Consider the following 17867-nt stretch of genomic DNA (forward strand, 5'->3'; position numbering starts at 1 on the left):
TTCTGAATATTTTATCGGCTTTAGCTGCTTATTCATTCTTTGATAAAAAACCATCAATAAACACCAATGAAGACATTATTGACAAAGATAGATTAATCGCTGCTTAAATCGAACTCACGTTAATTAAGTGTTCTGCTTAATAATATCTTCAGGTATTTCCTTAAAAGAACTTCAACGCTTAAGAGTCTTAAATGGTTTTAAATTTTTAATTGTTTAAAATTCACAGTTCACTTGCGAAGCAAAATTCACTATTGACATTTTTTCATCATAAATTTTGTAAATTTGTAAAAAAGCAAAAACAAACAATTACAACTATATGTCAAAAGCAATTTCGCAAGTACCATTTGCAGTAAATGAGCCGGTAACTTCTTACGAACCGGGATCAGCAGAAGTAAAATCTCTTCTTGCAACGTACAAAAAAATGTGGGCAGAAAAGACAGAAATCCCAATGGTAATCAACGGAAAAGAAGTGAAAACAGGAGATAGGGTTCAGCTTCAGTCTCCACAGGATCATGCTCATGATTTCGGTTTTTATCATAAAGGAACAATGCAGCATGTAGATGATGCAATCAATGCGGCTTTAGCAGCAAAAAAACAGTGGAATGAGCTTGGATGGGAACACCGTGCAGCGATTTTCTTAAAAGCTGCTGATCTTTTGGCTGGACCATACAGAGATGTAATCAATGCAGCAACCATGATCGGACAGTCTAAAAATGTTCATCAGACTGAAATTGATGCGGCTTGTGAATTCATCGATTTCCTAAGATTCAACGTAGAATTTATGACGGAAATGTACTCTGAACAACCGGTTTCTGATGCAGGAATCTGGAACAGAGTAGAGTACAGACCATTAGAAGGATTTTGTTTTGCCGTAACTCCATTCAACTTTACAGCAATTTCAGGAAACTTGCCGACTTGTATGGCAATGCTTGGAAACGTAGTGGTTTGGAAACCATCAGACAAACAAATCTATTCTGCAAAAGTAATCATGGATGTTCTAATCGAAGCTGGTCTTCCGGCAGGAGTTATTAACATGATTTTCACTGACGGAAAAGAAACTGCCGAAAAGGTAATGGCACACAGAGATTTTGCCGGACTTCACTTTACAGGTTCTACAAAAGTTTTCCAGGGAATGTGGAAAATGATTGGCGATAATATTCACAATTACAGAACGTACCCAAGAATCGTTGGAGAAACTGGTGGGAAAGATTTCGTAATTGCTCACCCTTCAGCAAACGTAGAAGCTGTGGCAACGGCTTTGGTGAGAGGTGCTTTCGAATATCAGGGACAAAAATGTTCTGCGGCTTCAAGAGCTTATATTCCTCAGTCTCTTTGGGCTGATGTGAAAAAAGTAATGGAAACTCAGATCGCTTCAATCAAAGTGGGTTCTCCTGAAGATCCTTCAAATTTCGTCAATGCGGTAATCGACAAAAACTCTTTCGAAAAATGCAAAGGATACATCGACAGAGCAAATGCTTCAAGCGAAGCAAACGTCGTAATCGGTGGAAACGTAGATGATTCTAAAGGATGGTTTGTACATCCAACGGTGATTGAAACTACAAATCCTCAATACGAAAGTATGGTTGAAGAAATCTTCGGTCCAATCTTATCAATCTACGTTTATGAAGATGCAAAATGGGCTGAAACTTTACAATTGGTAGATTCGTCTTCTCCGTATTCATTAACAGGGTCTGTTTTTGCACAGGACAGATACGCAATCAATGAAGCATTCAAAGCGTTGGAAAATGCATCCGGAAACTTCTACATCAACGACAAACCAACCGGTGCGGTTGTTGGTCAGCAACCTTTTGGGGGAGGCAGAGCTTCAGGAACTAATGATAAAGCAGGTTCTAAAATGAACTTACTAAGATGGACTTCTGTAAGATCTATTAAAGAAACTTTTGTTTCTCCTAAAGACTACAAATATCCGTATTTAGGATAAATATTAGTAATACATACTAGGTGATGAGTAATTGTTGCCTTTCTATAAATTTAGCCTCGAAATTTTAATTTCGGGGTTTTTATTTTTATATTTAAGTTAAGACATTTTTATTATTTGAGAGCCCTGAAAGGGCGATCTACTAAAGCATCGGGTAAAGCCCGATGAAAAATATAATTGAAACATGAGTTCTGAAAGAGTGAGATAAAAACAAAAAAGTGACTCAAAATACGAGTCACTCTTAATTTGAATAATATGCAAATAGAATTTACCAGTCTCTCTTTTTTAAAATTAAATAAGATCCGAAAATAAATATAGCACACCACACCAGACAGGCAATTAAGCTTTCGGTTGGATAGGTAAATTCATATTTTAGCCCCATTGCTTTAGCCATATTTAAACGGAGCATAGGATTGGGAATCAAATTCGACATACTTTCCAGAGGGAAAAGTTTACTGAAGAAGAAATCGTTTTGTAAAATCTGGTTTCTCTCCGCAGCCTGTGTTCCCGCAACTTTGGTATACGTTTCAATTCCTCCAAGAATAGCTTCTCCAACCCAGATCGCAAAGAATGCAAGAAAAACGAAAACTGATTTTCTAAGCAAAATTGATAAAAACATCAGAAAACAGAAAAATGCAAAAAGCTTCAGGAAATAATTTCCAATAAAAAATACTTCTTTATACACTTGTGATGATTCAGTTGTTGTGGAGTATTGATATCCAAGAAACATTGTAATTCCAAATACGAGAACTGTTGAAATAAAGGTGAAAATAATAATCGTTAAAAGTTTTGAACCGATAAATTCTTCTCTATTCAGACCATCTATGGTATTCTGCTTAAACATTCTGTTGCTAAATTCCTGACAAATTGAAAAAACAATAATCAATCCTAAAAATATTTTCAGCAAGGCGACCGTCCATGTTGTGAAATTCCAAACTCCGGGGAAATTGTACATTCCCTGTTCTTTCAGATTAATGGTACTTCCGAAGAGCTTCATATCAATCAAACCGATACAAAGGAAAATAACCAAAATCGCAAAATACATGATCGTGAAAACCTTAAACGGCGTGTAATTCAGGTTTTTATGATATTCTAATTTTAATAACTTCACCATGATTAATTAGTGTTTTTTACAAGTTCAAGGAATTGATTTTCAAGAGATTTCTTTTTCTTAGCCAAATGCGATAAGAAAATACCTTTTTCAGCAAGTTTCTGGTTTAAAGCTGATGCAGAAATTGAGGCGTCATCACGGATTTGAGCTTTAATTAAATCACCTTCAGTAGAAACCGAACTAAACCACTGCAATTCTTCCAAAATACTCAAAAGCGCAGAATTATTATCCGCCTTTAATTCAAAAAAGCCTTGATTGCTGGTCATTTCATCCACTCTTCCCGAATAAATTGCGTTTCCTTCTTTTAAGACAATCACATGACTGCAGATTTTTTCAATCTCATCCAAAAGGTGACTTGCAATGATGATTGTAATTCCCTGTTTTGCAATCGTACCGATAATTTCTCTGATCTGGATGATTCCTTCCGGATCTAAACCATTTGTAGGCTCATCCAAAATCAAAACTTCCGGGTTATTAAGCAAAGCAGAAGCAATTGCCAGGCGTTGTTTCATTCCCAAAGAATAGGTTTTAAACTTGTCTTTTTTTCTTTCTAAAAGTTTAACGACTGCCAGAACTTCATCGATTCTTGAAAAAGGAGTTCCTTTAATCTCGGCAACAATTTTTAAGTTCGTTTCGGCACTTAGATAAGGGTAGAAATTGGGCTGCTCGATAATCGCTCCGATTTTTTTCAGCGTTTCAGGATCAGTTCCTTTTTTACCAAACCAAAACCAGTCGCCGCTTGTAGGATTTATGGTTGACAGAAGCATCCCGAAAGTCGTAGATTTTCCGCTTCCGTTAGGACCGAGAAGCCCGTAAACATTACCTCTTTCCACATCGAAAGAAATATTGTTAACGACCACTCTCTTGAATTTTTTCGTCAGATTCTTTACTGATAAAATTTTTTCCATGAAGTTTAGTTATATATGATATAGGTTTCTCTTTTTTGTGAAATGTTACAGGTGGGTAAGAAAAAAGTAGAAAGAGCCAAGTAAAAAGAACCAAGTAAAAAGAATCAAGTAAAAAGTATTTTGTTAAATATCTATATCCCGAATCCCGAATCTCGGTTCTCGGATCTCGAAGCCGGAATTCCGAACATCCAACATTTTTCATTATATTTGAGATAAAGATGTTTGTATGAAGTTAATCCAACTGGCTAAAGAACTGAATTTTTCTGCTGAAGCCATTAAACAGTTTATTCAGGATTTTGATCTTGATTTGATCGACTGTATCACCACCAATTTTGAAGTAAAAGAAGATTTTGAAAAATTCGCCCGTGAAAATGTAGATTTTTTAAAGTTATATGAAAAAGATTTAGACGAAAATAAAACCGTTGAACAGATTGCAGAAACCATTAATCAGCCTAAAGAAAAGGTTGAAAAAGCAATTAAGGAAACGGATGCAAATATTTTCGATAACGGATTATTCCGTTCGTCTATTTCAAGCTATGGAATCGACCAGAAATTAGGTGGAAATTACAAATTCGTTTACAATTATTTCGGGACTAAAACGAGTCTTCAACAGCGGGATTTCATCGGCTACAGAGATCTTTTCTTTTATATTTCGGGGATTTTAGAGCCATTTCTAAATCCGCAGCAAATTAAAGACTGGGGAATCAATAAACCAGCGGGAATTGTCTTGTACGGACCTCCGGGAAGCGGAAAAATTTTCTGGGCAAATAAAATTGCAGAAATCATCAGCTATCAATTCAAAGAAGTCAAAAAACATTATCTTGGAACTTCTTTTGTAGACGGGAACCAGACCAATTTCAACGATTTTCTGGTAACCATGATGAAAGAAGATAAAGTTTTGCTTTTTTTGGATGATTTTGATGAAATTATGATGGAAAGAAGAGCTGAAAACAACATCGCATCTTGCAACCTTGAAACCCAGGAAATTATTCTTCATTACATCAGCAAGTTTGAAAGTGAAGAATTACTGATGGTGGGTTCGGCAAACTCTGTTTCAGAGATCGATGAGGAAATTCTTGCTCCAGGAAGGTTTGATGTTCTAGTTCCAGTTTTTCCGCCGAATGCTGCAGAAAGATCAGAAATTATTCTATACTCAATGACTAAGAATCTCGATAAAGATTCTCTTCTTTTTAAAATTCTTAAAAACAATAAAGCTGACAAAATTCCTTTCTGGAATAATATTGCTTCAAAAATGAAGGTTTTTAGTAATACAATGCTGATTGATTTTACCCAAAGCCTGAAAAAGCGGATAAAAAACCGTTACCAGAGAGTTAAAAATGAAAAAATGGTTATTGATGAGGTTCTTCTGAATGGCGCTTTACGTGATGCGGCAGCAAAATTAACAGAAGAATATCTTACTCAGATTGCTCAGTTTCTAAACGATGTCATTATCAATAATCTTGATGATTTCCAGATGAGAATTCATGCTCTGAAATCTGAATTGGAAACTTATCAGGCTGTTGAAACACCGAGAAGAGAAATTGGTTTTCAGCACAATGATATTGAAAGCAAAGATCAGTAGATGTTATTTAAATAAATTATCCTCCATCACTTTTAAACAGTGGTGGATTTTTTTATTATACCTGTTTTTAAAATTTTGTGATTTTTTATGATATTCAGTTAATGATTAAAGTTTTATATTTTTAAAGTGTTTTTTTATATTGAATTTATTGGAATTGTCTCTAAATGTTAATTTTATGGCAATTTGTATGCGAGTGAGTATCTGTTGAGTATGTATTTTGAAGCATAGAGTAAGGCTTTTCATGATTCCCCTTTTATATTTGCTGATGTTTTTGATTCTCAGGAAACTTAAACTTTCTCTAAAAACTAATCAACATTAATATAAAATTTATGAAAAGAAAACTCCTTTCTCTTGCTGCTGTTTTGGCTTTAGCACAGCTAGACGCACAGACTTATCAATCATTAACCGTAACAGGATTCAACGCGGATGTTATTGCAAACGGAGTCGGCCCCTCCATGAATTCTACAACCATGAGTTTAGATAAAGATACCGACAATTTTGCGTACATGTCTAAAGACTTTAAAGTGAATTCCTCGGCAACAGCTTTAACGTATGGGTTACCTGAAAATGGACTGATAAATTCTGCTGTTACTACAACAAGCGGATTAACTTATCAATTGGCTTCTTACTCCGGAAATAATTCTTTAAGACTTCCTAATGCAAACGACACAGGAACACTTACTTTGGCAGCACCGGTTTCAGCAAGCAATTTGTATGTACTTGCCGTAAGCGGAAGCGGGCCGTCGACAGGAGATATTACAGTCAATTTCTCAGACGGAACAACTCAGGCTTTTACAAACATCAATTTTCAGGATTGGTACGGTGGAAACAGTGCTGCCATTCAGGGAATCGGGAGAATTAACAGGGCAACTAATACTCTGGATGCGGCAGGAGGAACAAATCCCAGAATTTACCAGATTCCGTTAGCAATAAATGCAGCCAACCAATCTAAATCGGTAATTTCTTTGACAGTTAAAAAAACTTCCACAGCAACAACAGTAATTAACGTATTTGCTGTGTCGGCTCAGGTTACTAATCTGTCTGTTTCTGATTTGAAAAAAGTAGCAGAAAGCTTGGTTTATCCTAATCCGTTTTCAAGTGAGCTGAATGTAACAAACTTTGCAGAAATTGTTTCAATTGACGTTTTAGATTTTGCGGGAAAAACTGTTAAAGCTAATATCCAACCAGAATCAAAACTGAATCTTTCATTCTTAAATAAAGGAAATTACATTCTTGTTCTAAAAAACAAAAATGGAACTTTAACTTCTCAAAAAGTAGTTAAAAAATAAGATAGAGTTTTTTTCACTTTGATTATTAAATAATTTACAGAAAAGCAATCATTGTGCAATAAGCCGGTTTTAATTAATCGGCTTGTTTTATTTTTAACAGTTTCCATTAGTTATTACATACTGCGAATTACTCATGATTTATCCGTAAATTTGCTTTTCAAATTTTTTAGCTTTGATTAACAACGACCAGATAAAAGAAGTTCAATCGAGAATTGAAGATTTACACAAATATCTTCAGATTGACAAAAAAAAGATAGAAATCTCAAATGATGATGAAAAAACGGCTGCTCCTGAGTTTTGGGATAATCCTAAAACCGCAGAAGTTTTTCTGAAACAACTTCGCTCCAAGAAAAAATGGGTAGAAGATTATGAGGAAATCAATACTCAGTTTGAAGATTTACAGGTTTTAATGGAGTTTGCCAAAGAAGATCCTGATTCCGAAAAAGAACTGGACGAAGCCTTTCCTCAGCTTTTAGAGAAAATCGAAGATCTCGAGTTTAAAAACATGCTTTCTAATGAAGGCGATGAGCTTTCTGCTGTTTTACAAATTACAGCCGGAGCCGGCGGAACAGAGAGTTGCGATTGGGCATCGATGCTGATGAGAATGTATACGATGTGGGCAGAAAAACAAGGATATAAAATCAGAGAACTGAATTATCAGGAAGGTGATGTTGCCGGTGTAAAAACAGTGACTTTAGAAATAGACGGAGAGTATGCTTTTGGTTATCTCAAAGGCGAAAACGGAGTTCACAGGCTGGTAAGAATTTCTCCTTTTGACTCTAATGCAAAACGTCATACAAGTTTTGTGTCGGTATATGTTTACCCTTTGGTTGATGATACGATTGAAATTAACATCAATCCTGCGGATATTTCATTTGAAACAATGCGAAGCTCAGGAGCGGGTGGACAAAACGTAAACAAGGTTGAAACAGCGGTTCGTCTTCGCCACGCTCCGACAGGAATTATCATCGAAAATTCAGAATCGCGTTCTCAGCTTCAGAATAAAGAAAAAGCAATGCAATTGCTACGTTCAAGACTATATGAAATTGAATTGGAGGAACGTATGAAAGCAAGAAATGAGATTGAAGCCGGAAAAATGAAAATCGAGTGGGGAAGCCAGATCCGTAACTATGTAATGCATCCGTACAAACTGGTGAAAGATGTACGTTCGGCTTACGAAACTTCAGATGTGGATTCTGTAATGAACGGAAATCTTACACCATTCCTTAAAGCGTATCTTATGGCAGACGGAACAGCAGTCTCTGATGATGATTTAGACCTATAATAAATCATGTTTGAATTTTCGTTAAAATATGCTAATAAATTTCCTTGTATAGGGGATTAAGCTTATTTTTGTGACATAGCATTATATATGGAAGAGTTTAACAGCTGGAAAGATTTATTAAACCCGGAATTTTACATCAATATGGGTGGTTTTTGGGTTATTTTGTTCATTATTTTTGCCGAAACAGGTTTGTTTGTAGGATTTTTCCTTCCCGGAGATTCACTGCTTTTCGTTTCGGGAATTTATGCGGTAGACATTATTTCTAAAACATTCGGTTCTACGGGTAGTGATTTTTTTGATACCACACTTCTGGCAAGTGCTGTTGCTTTTGCTGCAATCGTCGGTAATCAGGTAGGGTATTGGTTCGGAAGCAAAACAGGACCAGCTTTATACAAAAAAGAAGATACTTTCTTATTCAAGAAAAAATATTTATATCAGGCGCATGATTTCTTTGAAAAAAATGGAGCATTAGCAATTATTATGGCAAGATTTTTACCGGTGGTGAGAACATTTATGCCAATTGTAGCGGGGATTGTAAAAATGGATAAAAAAGCATTCTTCCGCGATAATATCATTGGAGGAATTCTTTGGTCTTTCAGTTTGATTTTTGCAGGACATTATCTGGATAAATTATTCCTCGACCAATTCGGAATTAATCTGAAGGAAAAATTAGAGTTTATCATTATCGTTATTGTTTTGATTACTACAGTTCCTGTTATTCTTAAATTCGTTTTTGGAGCTCCAAAAGAAAATCCTAAAGTGGAAGACGAAGTTTTGGAAGATTTAATTGATAAAGAAAAATAATCAATTTTGAAATAGATGAATAACCTGCTTTTTGAGCGGGTTATTTTTTTGATTTATAGGTAAGAAAAGTTGTTTGCAAAGTTTCAAATAAGAAACATATAAAAACCGGAGCTAAAAATATTATCGAATTTTTTGTGAGCCCTGAAAGGGCGACTTACTAAACAATAGGGTGAAACCCAATAAAATAATAAGATCATTAAAAGATAAATTTGTTTAAACTTTTATTTAACCACAAAAGTCGTAAAAGATTTAGATAAAGTATTTAAAGTTCATTAAGCTGACAAAAAGAGCACATAAGTTTTAAAAAATCTTCGATTTTTATCCTTTTGAGAGCTTTTATTATCTAATAATCGCTGGAAGAATATCTTTTGTACCTTTTGTGGTTAAATTTAAAATTAGTTTAAACAAACTTGATATTTAAAACAAACGAAAAGACAAATCAATTCCTTATCCATTCCAAAATATTCGGATAAATAATACTGTCTCTTTTTTTCTTGTTGAAAAATCTCGGTGCGTGACCAGTTTTATCCATAAATACAAACTTATGAGGAATATTCATTTGGGTTAAAACAGAATCCAAAGCTAAACCCTGTTTCTGATTCACCAGAAAATCCTGATTTCCCTGAAATAAAAGTGTCGGAACATGGGTGACATTCGCAATTGGACTTGCTTTTTGAAAATCTTCTGATAAATTTTTACGGCTGAATTGAGTTCCAACCATTTTTTGAATGGTTCCATAAGTATATTTCGAATAAAATGAATTTAAATATTGTTCAGAATAAAAATCTGTAGGACCACTCAGGGAAATGATTTTTTTTATTTTATCTGGGTTTTGATAGCCATAAAGCAATGCTAAATGTCCACCCGCACTTTCACCAAGCAAAATATAATTATTGGGAAGCAATTCCGCTTTTTCCGAAAGTGAATTAAATTTTTCAATTGCAGAATTGATGTCTTCCAGCTGCTCTTTATAAGTTAGATGTTTAGACACCAAACGGTAATTCATATTGATGCTCGGGATATTGTGATTAAAAAGCATTTTCTGAATCTGTATCATGTGCTCTTTTCTGCCATATTTCCATGCTCCGCCATGAATAATCAAAACTACGGGAGAATCTTGAGGATATTCTGAAGGAAGGAAAACATCCATTTTCTGTCGTTTATGCTCACCATATTTCAGGTTATAGATTTTCTGGCTGTCTTTTCCCACCCAAACTCTGAATTTGGTGTTACAGGAATTCAGAATGCAGCTCATTATGCCCAAAACAAAAAAATGGTAATTGAGAACCAGCTTTTTCATACAGTAAAGGTAAGGAGAAAATGATTTTAATGATCATCTAAAAATGTGATTTTTACATATTGTTTAATTTCTTTTAGATTAAATTTAAATGAATATTGAGACGTAGACATGACGAAACGATGACGAAAAGCCTCGCTGGAAAAAATAGCTTTAGAGTCAGGGAAATATTTTGACTGTTTAATTTTTAGTACGTAATTAAAAATAAATAAATGAGATTTAAAAACTCTTTTAAACCAAATTAAATCTATATTTTTGTAAGACTTAACACTTATTAAAAAAATATTAAAAGACTATGGCTTCTGGTTTTTTTGCGATTTTGGATGACATCGCTGCTTTAATGGATGATGTGGCGGTAACGAGTAAAATTGCAACTCAAAAAACGGCCGGGATTTTGGGCGATGATCTTGCAGTAAATGCCGAAAAGGCAACAGGTTTCCTTTCTTCAAGGGAAATTCCTGTGCTGATGAAGATTATGAAGGGCTCTTTCATTAATAAACTGATCATTGTTCCTATTGTTTTCCTCCTAGAGTGGCTCTATTCTCCTGCTATTAAAATTATTTTAATTATCGGAGGTTTTTATTTAGCGTATGAAGGTGTCGAAAAAATTGTTGAATTTTTATTTCACAGAGAAAAAAAAGGTCATGAAGTAATCGAAGAATCTGATGATATTGTTGAAGATGGTGAAGTTGCGGAAAAAGCTAAAGTAAAATCCGCTATTACAACAGATTTTATTCTCTCTCTTGAAATTGTAATCATTGCATTGGCGGCCGCAAAAGATGGCTATGAAGTTCTCAAATCACAGTTCGATCCGTTTCTTGTTGAGGTAGTTACCGTTTCTGTCGTTTCGATTATTGCAACAGTGGGAGTTTACGGGATTGTAGCTTTAATTGTAAGAATGGATGATGCAGGGTTTAAATTGATTAAAAAGAGTAATGATAAAGGTTTTTTCGGGAAATTAGGGCATTTGCTGGTTAAAGCGCTTCCTTTTGTAATAAAAGCTTTGGGAGTAATTGGAACAATTGCTTTGATCTTAGTTGCCGGAGGAATTTTCGATCATAACATTGATCAGCTTCATCACGCTTTACCAACATGGCATGATACTTTAAAACAGGTGGTCTTTGGTTTATTAGGCGGATTAATTGCTTTATTTATAATTAACGGAGGTAAAAAAATCTATGCTTTGGCAACGAAAAAATAATTGTTAGATATTTATAAAAAATCCTGCTTCAAACTTTTGAAGCAGGATTTCTTTTTATTCTAAATGCGTCAATTATATTTCATAAGCTTTGTCGGAATTATTTATTTTTGCACAATAAAAAAAATGTATTTCACAATGCTAAAATATGGGTAGAAATTTAACCATTGATGTTCTAAAAATTATACTGGCATTATTCGTCGTATTTCTGCACATGAATTTTCTTAAAGAAACACATCCTTTACTAAGTTTTGTATTGGTAAACGGAATTTTCAGAATTGCAGTTCCAGTTTTTTTGGTGATAACTGGGTTTTATTTTCTTCATATTGATACCACGAAAAAACTTCAGAAATGGCTGTTCAGGACGTTTCTGTTATATGCTATCTGGATGTTGGTTTTTATTTCATATTGGGAAGACAATAAGGAGATTTGGCTGACTGTAATTTTTGGTTACCATCATTTATGGTATCTGATCGGAACATTTTTCTCCGGAATCATATTATTTCTTTTAAGAAATCAGAAAGCGGTTGTACTATTTACTTTAGCTATCCTTTTATTTGGAGTGGGATATGCTGTTCAGGTTTTGGGAAATACACATTATTTCAAAGGTGAAGAAGATTCCGTATTAAACGATTATCTGATGTACCGAAATTTTCTTTTTGTATGCTTTCCTTTTCTGACTGTTGGTTTTTTAATTAATAAGCTGAAAATCAGCTTCGAGAAATATAAATATTCTTATTTTCTTGTTGTTTTGTCTGTAGTAATGGTTGTTGCTGAAGCATATTTTAATTACAAAATGATAAGTTCAGAGAGTACAGATGTCCTTTTTTCTCTGATTTTTGCAAGTCCGATACTGTTTTTATATTCTCAGAAAATTTATATCAAATCACAGTCGAAAATTTTGGCAAGTCTTTCTACAGCAATTTATGTGGTACATCCTTTGATTATGAAATCTGATTTTTATAAAAACATCACCTCAGACTACAAGGTACTGTTGTTTATAATGATTTTGATTCCCATAAGCTTTATACTCGTAATTGTGAATCGAAAAGTAAAATACCTGCTTTGAAAAAATATCGCAGAAAATTCTTCTGCGATATTTTTAGTTTAGATCATAATTCATAATCACCATTCTCAGGAAGAAGTGTACAAAGTCCTGTTCTGCATCTCTTCTGCTGATGAGACGGTTTTTATAATCGTAAGATTTAAATACCTTGATTAATCTTTGATAAGTTTCCAGCTCCTCGTCCTTAATACGGATTTTTACGTGCCCGTCTTTTCGGTTGATGATTTTGTCATCCAAAGTCCTTACACGAAATAGAACATCGCATAATAAAGGTTTCACACCACAATATCTTTCGACGATATTTACTTTGAAAGAATCAAAAGTGATGGCATGGAATATCAGTTTAGGTTGAGAGTCCGGAGTACGTAGTTCTAGCTTATAGTTCATGTGGAATTTATTACCATATTCTTTGTGGGAATATGTGAATTTTAAATTGATGTAAATTTAAAAATAAAAGAGACTTTCTACAAGCCTCTTTTTCAGTATTTTTAATTAAATAAATCTTTTACTTTATCAAAGAAGGTTTTTTCTTTACCGGAGGGCTCTGCAACCATTTCTCCGCTGTTCATTTGTTTCTCGAAGAATTCCTTCTGATCTTTGGTAAGTTTTTGCGGTGTCCATACATTAATGTGGATAAACATATCGCCTTTTCCGTAGCTGTCGATGCTTGGCAACCCTTTTCCGGCAAGTCTTAATATTTTTCCGGACTGTGTTCCTGCGTCAACGGTAATTTTTACTTTTCCGCCAACCGTAGGAATTTCTTTTTTTGTTCCTAAAGCGGCTTCAGCAAACGAAATATACAATTCCTGATGAAGATTGTCGCCTTCTCTTTTGATGGTTTTATCAACTTCTTCTTCTACAATCACCAAAAGGTCTCCTGGAACGCCACCAAACGGAGCATCATTACCTTTTCCTCTTACATTAAGCTGAATTCCATCTCTTGCTCCTGCAGGAATATTGATCGTAATTTCTTCTTCATCTTTTATTAAACCCTGTGCATTGGCTCCTGCCGGAATTTTGTCGGCAACCTTACCGATTCCCTGACAGGTTCCACACGTGGTTTGAGTCTGCATTTGTCCGAACATTGTATTCATCACCTTCATCTGAACTCCGGCTCCGTTACATGTAGGGCATGTTTTTGAAGTGGCACCTTCTGCCATCTTCATTTTTTTTACTTTAAGAGTTTTTTGGGTTCCGTTCACCATTTCTTCAAGATTCAGCTTGATTCTGATTCTCAAATTGGATCCTTTAGCCTGTTGACGACCACCGCCGCCACCGCCAAAACCTCCGAAACCACCACCGAAAATATCTCCAAACTGGCTGAAAATATCTTCCATGTTCATACCGCCACCGAAACCGCCGCCGCCAAAACCACCAGCTCCGCCCATTCCTGCATGACCAAATTGGTCGTAACGCGCTTTTTTGTTGTCGTCACTTAAAACTTCGTAAGCCTCTGCTGCTTCTTTAAATTTCTCTTCGGCTTCCTTATCTCCCGGATTTTTATCAGGGTGATATTTAATTGCCATTTTACGGTATGCTTTCTTTATTTCGTCGGCACTTGCAGATTTGCTTACCTCAAGAACCTCGTAATAATCTCTTTTTGACATGATATATTATAATTGATGTTTGATAAATGATAATTGATATTTCAAAATCCGCAAGTGAAAATTGTCATCAATAATCACTCATCATTTATCATTAATGAATTTTAGTTTCCGGTTACAACTTTGGCAAAACGAATTACTTTATCATTTAAAGTATATCCTGTTTCAATAACATCTACAATTTTTCCTTTTAAGTCTTCTGAAGGAGCAGGAATTTGAGTAATTGCCTCATGGAAATCTACATTAAAGCTGTCTCCTGCTTTCACTTCCATAGTTTTTAGTCCTTTTTCAGTCAGTTTGTTTTTGAATTTGTTGTAAATCAATTCAACGCCCTGAAGGTCTGCTTCGTTACCATTTTTAGCGATTTCTTTTAAAGCTCTTTCAAAATCATCCAAAATGCCTAACATAGAAATCATCATATCCTGATTGGCATACTGAAAGAATTCCATCTTTTCTTTTGAAGTTCTTTTTTTATAGTTTTCAAACTCTGCATACAGTCTGATGTAACGGTCTTTTTCTACTGCCAAAAGTTCTTCCGGAGTAGGCGTTTCTGTCACATTTTCCTGAGCTGTTGCTTCAGTCTGAGTAGTGTTTTCTTCCTGTTTATTGATGTTTTCTTCGTTGATATCCTGATTTTCCATATTTCAATAACTTTTTACAAGGTTGTTTCACAAACATTCTGCCAAAGAAAAAAGAGTGACATTTAGGCAGGAATATGTAGAAGTTAATTGTCAATGGTCAATTGTGAATTTATGTATCAAGAAGTTTTCGTTAAGGACTTAGATAGAGCTTTTAGACAGAAGTTTTAGCCCCGATTGCAGCAATTGTTTGAGCTCATTTTATTGATTCAGGCTGCGGCGGCGAAGCCGCCGCAGCCTGAATCAATAAATAGCGAGTGCGGAAAGCGGGAAAAAGCTTCAAATAAAAATTAAACATGAGCTTTTCGATGTAATCATATAGCTTCTAAAAGATTATTTCCCAAAAAATGTCTGAAACAAAAGATAAAGATTTAGAACAATAATAATAATTGAAATAATCCAAACACAAGTTTTCAAAAATGGTTTGTTTACAAATTCGCCCATCTTGGCCTTATCATTGGTAAACATCACCAAAGGAACAACTGCAAAGCTCAATTGCATCGAAAGAATAACCTGACTTAAAACTAAAAGTTCTGTTGTCCCTTCTTCACCATAAATTATCGTCACAATCAAAGCGGGGATGACGGCGATTAATCTTGTAATCAATCTTCTTAGCCAAGGCTTTAAACGGATATTCAGAAAGCCTTCCATCACAATTTGACCGGCAAGCGTTCCTGTCAGAGTTGAGTTTTGTCCGGAAGCTAAAAGCGCAATAGCGAAAGCGATACTTGCCATAGAGGCTCCTAAAATAGGGGTCAACATTTTGTAAGCATCATGAATGTCTGCAATATGCTGATTACCTGTAGTGTGAAAAGTGGCTGCTGCTAAAATCAGAATGGCTGCATTGATGAAAAATGCAAGCAATAATGAAAAAGTACTGTCTAAAGTGGCATATTTTATCGCCTCTTTTTTACCTTCGGTGTCTCGTGTGTAATCTCTGGTCTGTACAATGCTGCTGTGAAGGTAAAGGTTATGTGGCATTACAGTAGCTCCGAGAATCCCAATTCCGATATAAAGCATGGCAGGATTGGTAATAATTTCTTTTTGTGGAAACAAACCTCCTAAAATGGCATTGATTTCAGGTTTTGAAATAATGACTTCATATCCGAAACATACCAAAATAATAAACATCAATCCGGCAACAATACTTTCAATCCATCGGAAACCTTTTGCCTGAAGCAGTAAAATAATTAAAACATCAATCGTTGTAATCACTATTCCCCAAGTCAGCGGAATACCAAAAAGTAAATTTAATGCAATGGCAGAACCGATAACTTCTGCCAAATCGCAGGCAGCAATGGCAATTTCACAGAATAGCCAAAGAATAAAATTAGTAGTAGGTTTAAAATGATCACGACAGGCCTGTGCTAAATCCCTTTCTGCAACAACCCCTAATTTTACAGAAAGATGCTGCAAAATCATAGCGAAAATATTGGAGATAAGAATAACCGAAAGCAGTGTATAACCAAATTGTGCTCCTCCGGCAATATCAGTTGCCCAGTTTCCGGGATCCATATATCCTACAGCAACCATTAATCCGGGGCCTGCAAATGCAAGATATTTTCTCCAAAATGTAGATTTTTTGGGAACAGGGATAGAAGAAAATACTTCCGGTAGAGAATGTGAAGTTTTATCTTTACGCCAAGCGTTTTTTATATTGAAATTCATAAATGTTAGAAATGACTAACAAATTTAATTAAATAAATCAAAATAGAAGTCTGTTTTTATCAAAAAATCCCGGAAATTTTCCGGGATTTCATTATTTATAGCAAGATTTGACTACTTTGCAAATCTTACAGACATTTTCCTGTCTATAGCTCTTTCTTCATTTGAAGCAGAAGCATCCACTTTAGCAAATTCGCTTCCGTATCCGTCAGCTGCAATAACTTGTGCACCTACACCTTGTTTTGACAACCAATCTTTAATAAAATTCGCCCGGTCTGCAGAAAGTTTTTTATTTTTAGCCTCATCTCCGGTCTTATCGGTATAACCACCGATTTTAATTTTTGCATCAGGATATGCTTTCAAAATAGCAACCAAATTTTTTAGCTGTTCTTCAGAGCCTGCTTCTAAAGCATTTGCACTTCCTATTTTAAAATTAACGTGGTCAAAATCGTACCATTTGCTATTTAAAGCTTCATCATTTGCTGCATTTTTATAGCCGTCAGTTTTTAAGAATGTGATCATTTGATCTTCCATTCCTCCTCTGTAACCTTTTAGTGCTGTTCCATTTAAGTCAATATCTTCATCTACCCTCGTGGTCATTGTAGTAGATGCCGTATCTGACATTGCAGAAGACGTATCATTTGTTGTGTTTAATGAATCACCTGCAACGGTTGTAGTCGAAGTTGTTTCTTTTTTCTCACATTGCTTCCACAAAAAGTATCCTGCTGCAATTAATAATAATAAAGGAAGTAGCCATTTCCAGATTGATCCTCCTTCTGAAGAGGTTGGTCTGTCTGGGAAAGTTCCGCCTTCAGCAACACTTCTTGTTACTTCAGGCTTTGGCTCTTCATGAGTAACAGGTTTTATTTCATCCTGATCATTATCAAATTCATATCGTTTGGCCCAATCTCCCACATTCAGAGATGCTAAAGAAAGTCCTGCAGGTAAAAGGGTTGAGACAATTCCTTTCTGATCATTTAATAAAGATGAAATTCCTGATTTGTCTAAGTTGTTATCGGCAGCATATTTTCCGATAGATCCTACCGTTGCGCCAGTTACAAGATTCAGAAGGGAAGAGGACGAATTATTGCTGATTCCGGCATAAGTAGCAATAGAATTGATAATTCCACTCAGTTTGTCTCCAAATAAAGAAGATAAAATGCCGGTAATAAAAGAATTACCTGAAATGTTATCCCAAAGATTCCCCAAGATTCCACTCGAAGGAGCATTTGAAATTGAATCTAATACAGCGGGGTTGTCAGAATTATTAGCTAATCCGCCCACAATTACCGGAAGTAGGCCGGAAATAGCTTTAGAAATTCCTGCTTCACTTTCTCCGAGTTGCGATGCAGCCTGGGAAACCAGAGCAGAACCCAACTGCCCTTTAATTAGGTCGATGATGTTTAATGACATAATGAAATATTTTGAAATTAATGTTAGATAAATTTAAACAAAAATTTGTCCAAATATTAAATTCAAAA

The 17867-nt window shown here is 35.1% G+C and carries 15 protein-coding genes and 1 pseudogene; 8 read left to right on the plus strand and 8 right to left on the minus strand.

What is annotated here, in order from left to right; all coding sequences use genetic code 11:
• Together ACR1PN_RS18655 and pruA are read left to right on the plus strand one after the other, a co-directional pair.
• A pseudogene (locus ACR1PN_RS18655) lies at nucleotides 1-107 on the plus strand (IS982 family transposase); the annotation flags it as partial.
• Nucleotides 108-316: 209 nt separating this feature from the next.
• The gene (pruA, locus tag ACR1PN_RS18660) at nucleotides 317-1942 is read left to right on the plus strand and encodes an L-glutamate gamma-semialdehyde dehydrogenase (protein WP_433981255.1); all 1626 of its coding nucleotides are present in this window, start codon (nucleotides 317-319) and stop codon (nucleotides 1940-1942) included.
• Nucleotides 1943-2207: 265 nt separating this feature from the next.
• Here the strand turns inward: pruA and ACR1PN_RS18665 are convergent, their stop codons facing one another.
• Nucleotides 2208-3053: an ABC transporter permease gene (locus ACR1PN_RS18665; RefSeq protein WP_433981256.1), complete on the minus strand. Its 846-nt coding sequence runs from the start codon at nucleotides 3051-3053 to the stop codon at nucleotides 2208-2210.
• Between the two features lie 2 nt (nucleotides 3054-3055).
• Nucleotides 3056-3958: an ABC transporter ATP-binding protein gene (locus ACR1PN_RS18670; protein ID WP_378173941.1), complete on the minus strand. Its 903-nt coding sequence runs from the start codon at nucleotides 3956-3958 to the stop codon at nucleotides 3056-3058.
• Between the two features lie 226 nt (nucleotides 3959-4184).
• On the opposite strand from ACR1PN_RS18670, the gene ACR1PN_RS18675 reads away from it, so the two are divergent.
• The 4 genes from ACR1PN_RS18675 to ACR1PN_RS18690 all read left to right on the plus strand — a co-directional run bounded on the left by ACR1PN_RS18675 (nucleotide 4185) and on the right by ACR1PN_RS18690 (nucleotide 8918).
• A complete protein-coding gene (locus ACR1PN_RS18675; protein WP_433981257.1) occupies nucleotides 4185-5540 on the plus strand; it encodes an AAA family ATPase in 1356 nt (451 codons plus the stop codon).
• Between the two features lie 329 nt (nucleotides 5541-5869).
• Complete coding sequence (locus tag ACR1PN_RS18680) at nucleotides 5870-6829, plus strand: T9SS type A sorting domain-containing protein (RefSeq protein ID WP_433981258.1); 960 nt, start codon at nucleotides 5870-5872, stop codon at nucleotides 6827-6829.
• A 172-nt stretch (nucleotides 6830-7001) separates the two neighbouring features.
• A complete protein-coding gene (gene prfB, locus ACR1PN_RS18685; RefSeq protein WP_378173930.1) occupies nucleotides 7002-8114 on the plus strand; it encodes a peptide chain release factor 2 in 1113 nt (370 codons plus the stop codon).
• A gap of 87 nt (nucleotides 8115-8201) precedes the next feature.
• Nucleotides 8202-8918 (plus strand): DedA family protein, encoded by a 717-nt coding sequence (locus ACR1PN_RS18690; RefSeq protein ID WP_378173927.1) that lies wholly within the window; start codon nucleotides 8202-8204, stop codon nucleotides 8916-8918.
• Nucleotides 8919-9357: 439 nt separating this feature from the next.
• Here ACR1PN_RS18690 and ACR1PN_RS18695 read toward each other — a convergent pair whose 3' ends face one another.
• On the minus strand, nucleotides 9358-10218 hold the full coding sequence (locus tag ACR1PN_RS18695) for an alpha/beta hydrolase (protein WP_433981259.1): 861 nt from the start codon (nucleotides 10216-10218) through the stop codon (nucleotides 9358-9360).
• Between the two features lie 292 nt (nucleotides 10219-10510).
• Here ACR1PN_RS18695 and ACR1PN_RS18700 point away from each other — a divergent pair, with 292 nt between their 5' ends.
• Both ACR1PN_RS18700 and ACR1PN_RS18705 read left to right on the plus strand, forming a co-directional pair.
• Nucleotides 10511-11416 carry a DUF808 family protein gene (locus ACR1PN_RS18700; protein ID WP_433981260.1) on the plus strand — a complete coding sequence of 302 codons (906 nt, stop codon included), beginning with the start codon at nucleotides 10511-10513 and terminating at the stop codon, nucleotides 11414-11416.
• A gap of 145 nt (nucleotides 11417-11561) precedes the next feature.
• Nucleotides 11562-12482: an acyltransferase family protein gene (locus ACR1PN_RS18705; RefSeq protein ID WP_433981261.1), complete on the plus strand. Its 921-nt coding sequence runs from the start codon at nucleotides 11562-11564 to the stop codon at nucleotides 12480-12482.
• 33 nt (nucleotides 12483-12515) lie between these two features.
• On the opposite strand, the gene ACR1PN_RS18710 is transcribed toward ACR1PN_RS18705, so the two are convergent.
• The 5 genes from ACR1PN_RS18710 to ACR1PN_RS18730 all read right to left on the minus strand — a co-directional run bounded on the left by ACR1PN_RS18710 (nucleotide 12516) and on the right by ACR1PN_RS18730 (nucleotide 17799).
• A complete protein-coding gene (locus ACR1PN_RS18710) occupies nucleotides 12516-12866 on the minus strand; it encodes a prevent-host-death protein (RefSeq protein WP_378173914.1) in 351 nt (116 codons plus the stop codon).
• A 101-nt stretch (nucleotides 12867-12967) separates the two neighbouring features.
• Nucleotides 12968-14086, minus strand: a complete 1119-nt coding sequence (dnaJ, locus tag ACR1PN_RS18715; RefSeq protein WP_433981262.1) for a molecular chaperone DnaJ — start codon at nucleotides 14084-14086, stop codon at nucleotides 12968-12970.
• 101 nt (nucleotides 14087-14187) lie between these two features.
• On the minus strand, nucleotides 14188-14724 hold the full coding sequence (locus ACR1PN_RS18720; RefSeq protein ID WP_378173907.1) for a nucleotide exchange factor GrpE: 537 nt from the start codon (nucleotides 14722-14724) through the stop codon (nucleotides 14188-14190).
• Nucleotides 14725-15054: 330 nt separating this feature from the next.
• On the minus strand, nucleotides 15055-16389 hold the full coding sequence (locus ACR1PN_RS18725; RefSeq protein WP_433981263.1) for an Nramp family divalent metal transporter: 1335 nt from the start codon (nucleotides 16387-16389) through the stop codon (nucleotides 15055-15057).
• 111 nt (nucleotides 16390-16500) lie between these two features.
• Nucleotides 16501-17799, minus strand: a complete 1299-nt coding sequence (locus ACR1PN_RS18730; protein ID WP_433981264.1) for a DUF937 domain-containing protein — start codon at nucleotides 17797-17799, stop codon at nucleotides 16501-16503.
• Nucleotides 17800-17867 lie beyond the last annotated feature (68 nt).

It is taken from the genome of Chryseobacterium sp. RLHN22 (genome assembly GCF_051011795.1).
GTDB classification, from domain to species: domain Bacteria; phylum Bacteroidota; class Bacteroidia; order Flavobacteriales; family Weeksellaceae; genus Chryseobacterium; species Chryseobacterium zhengzhouense.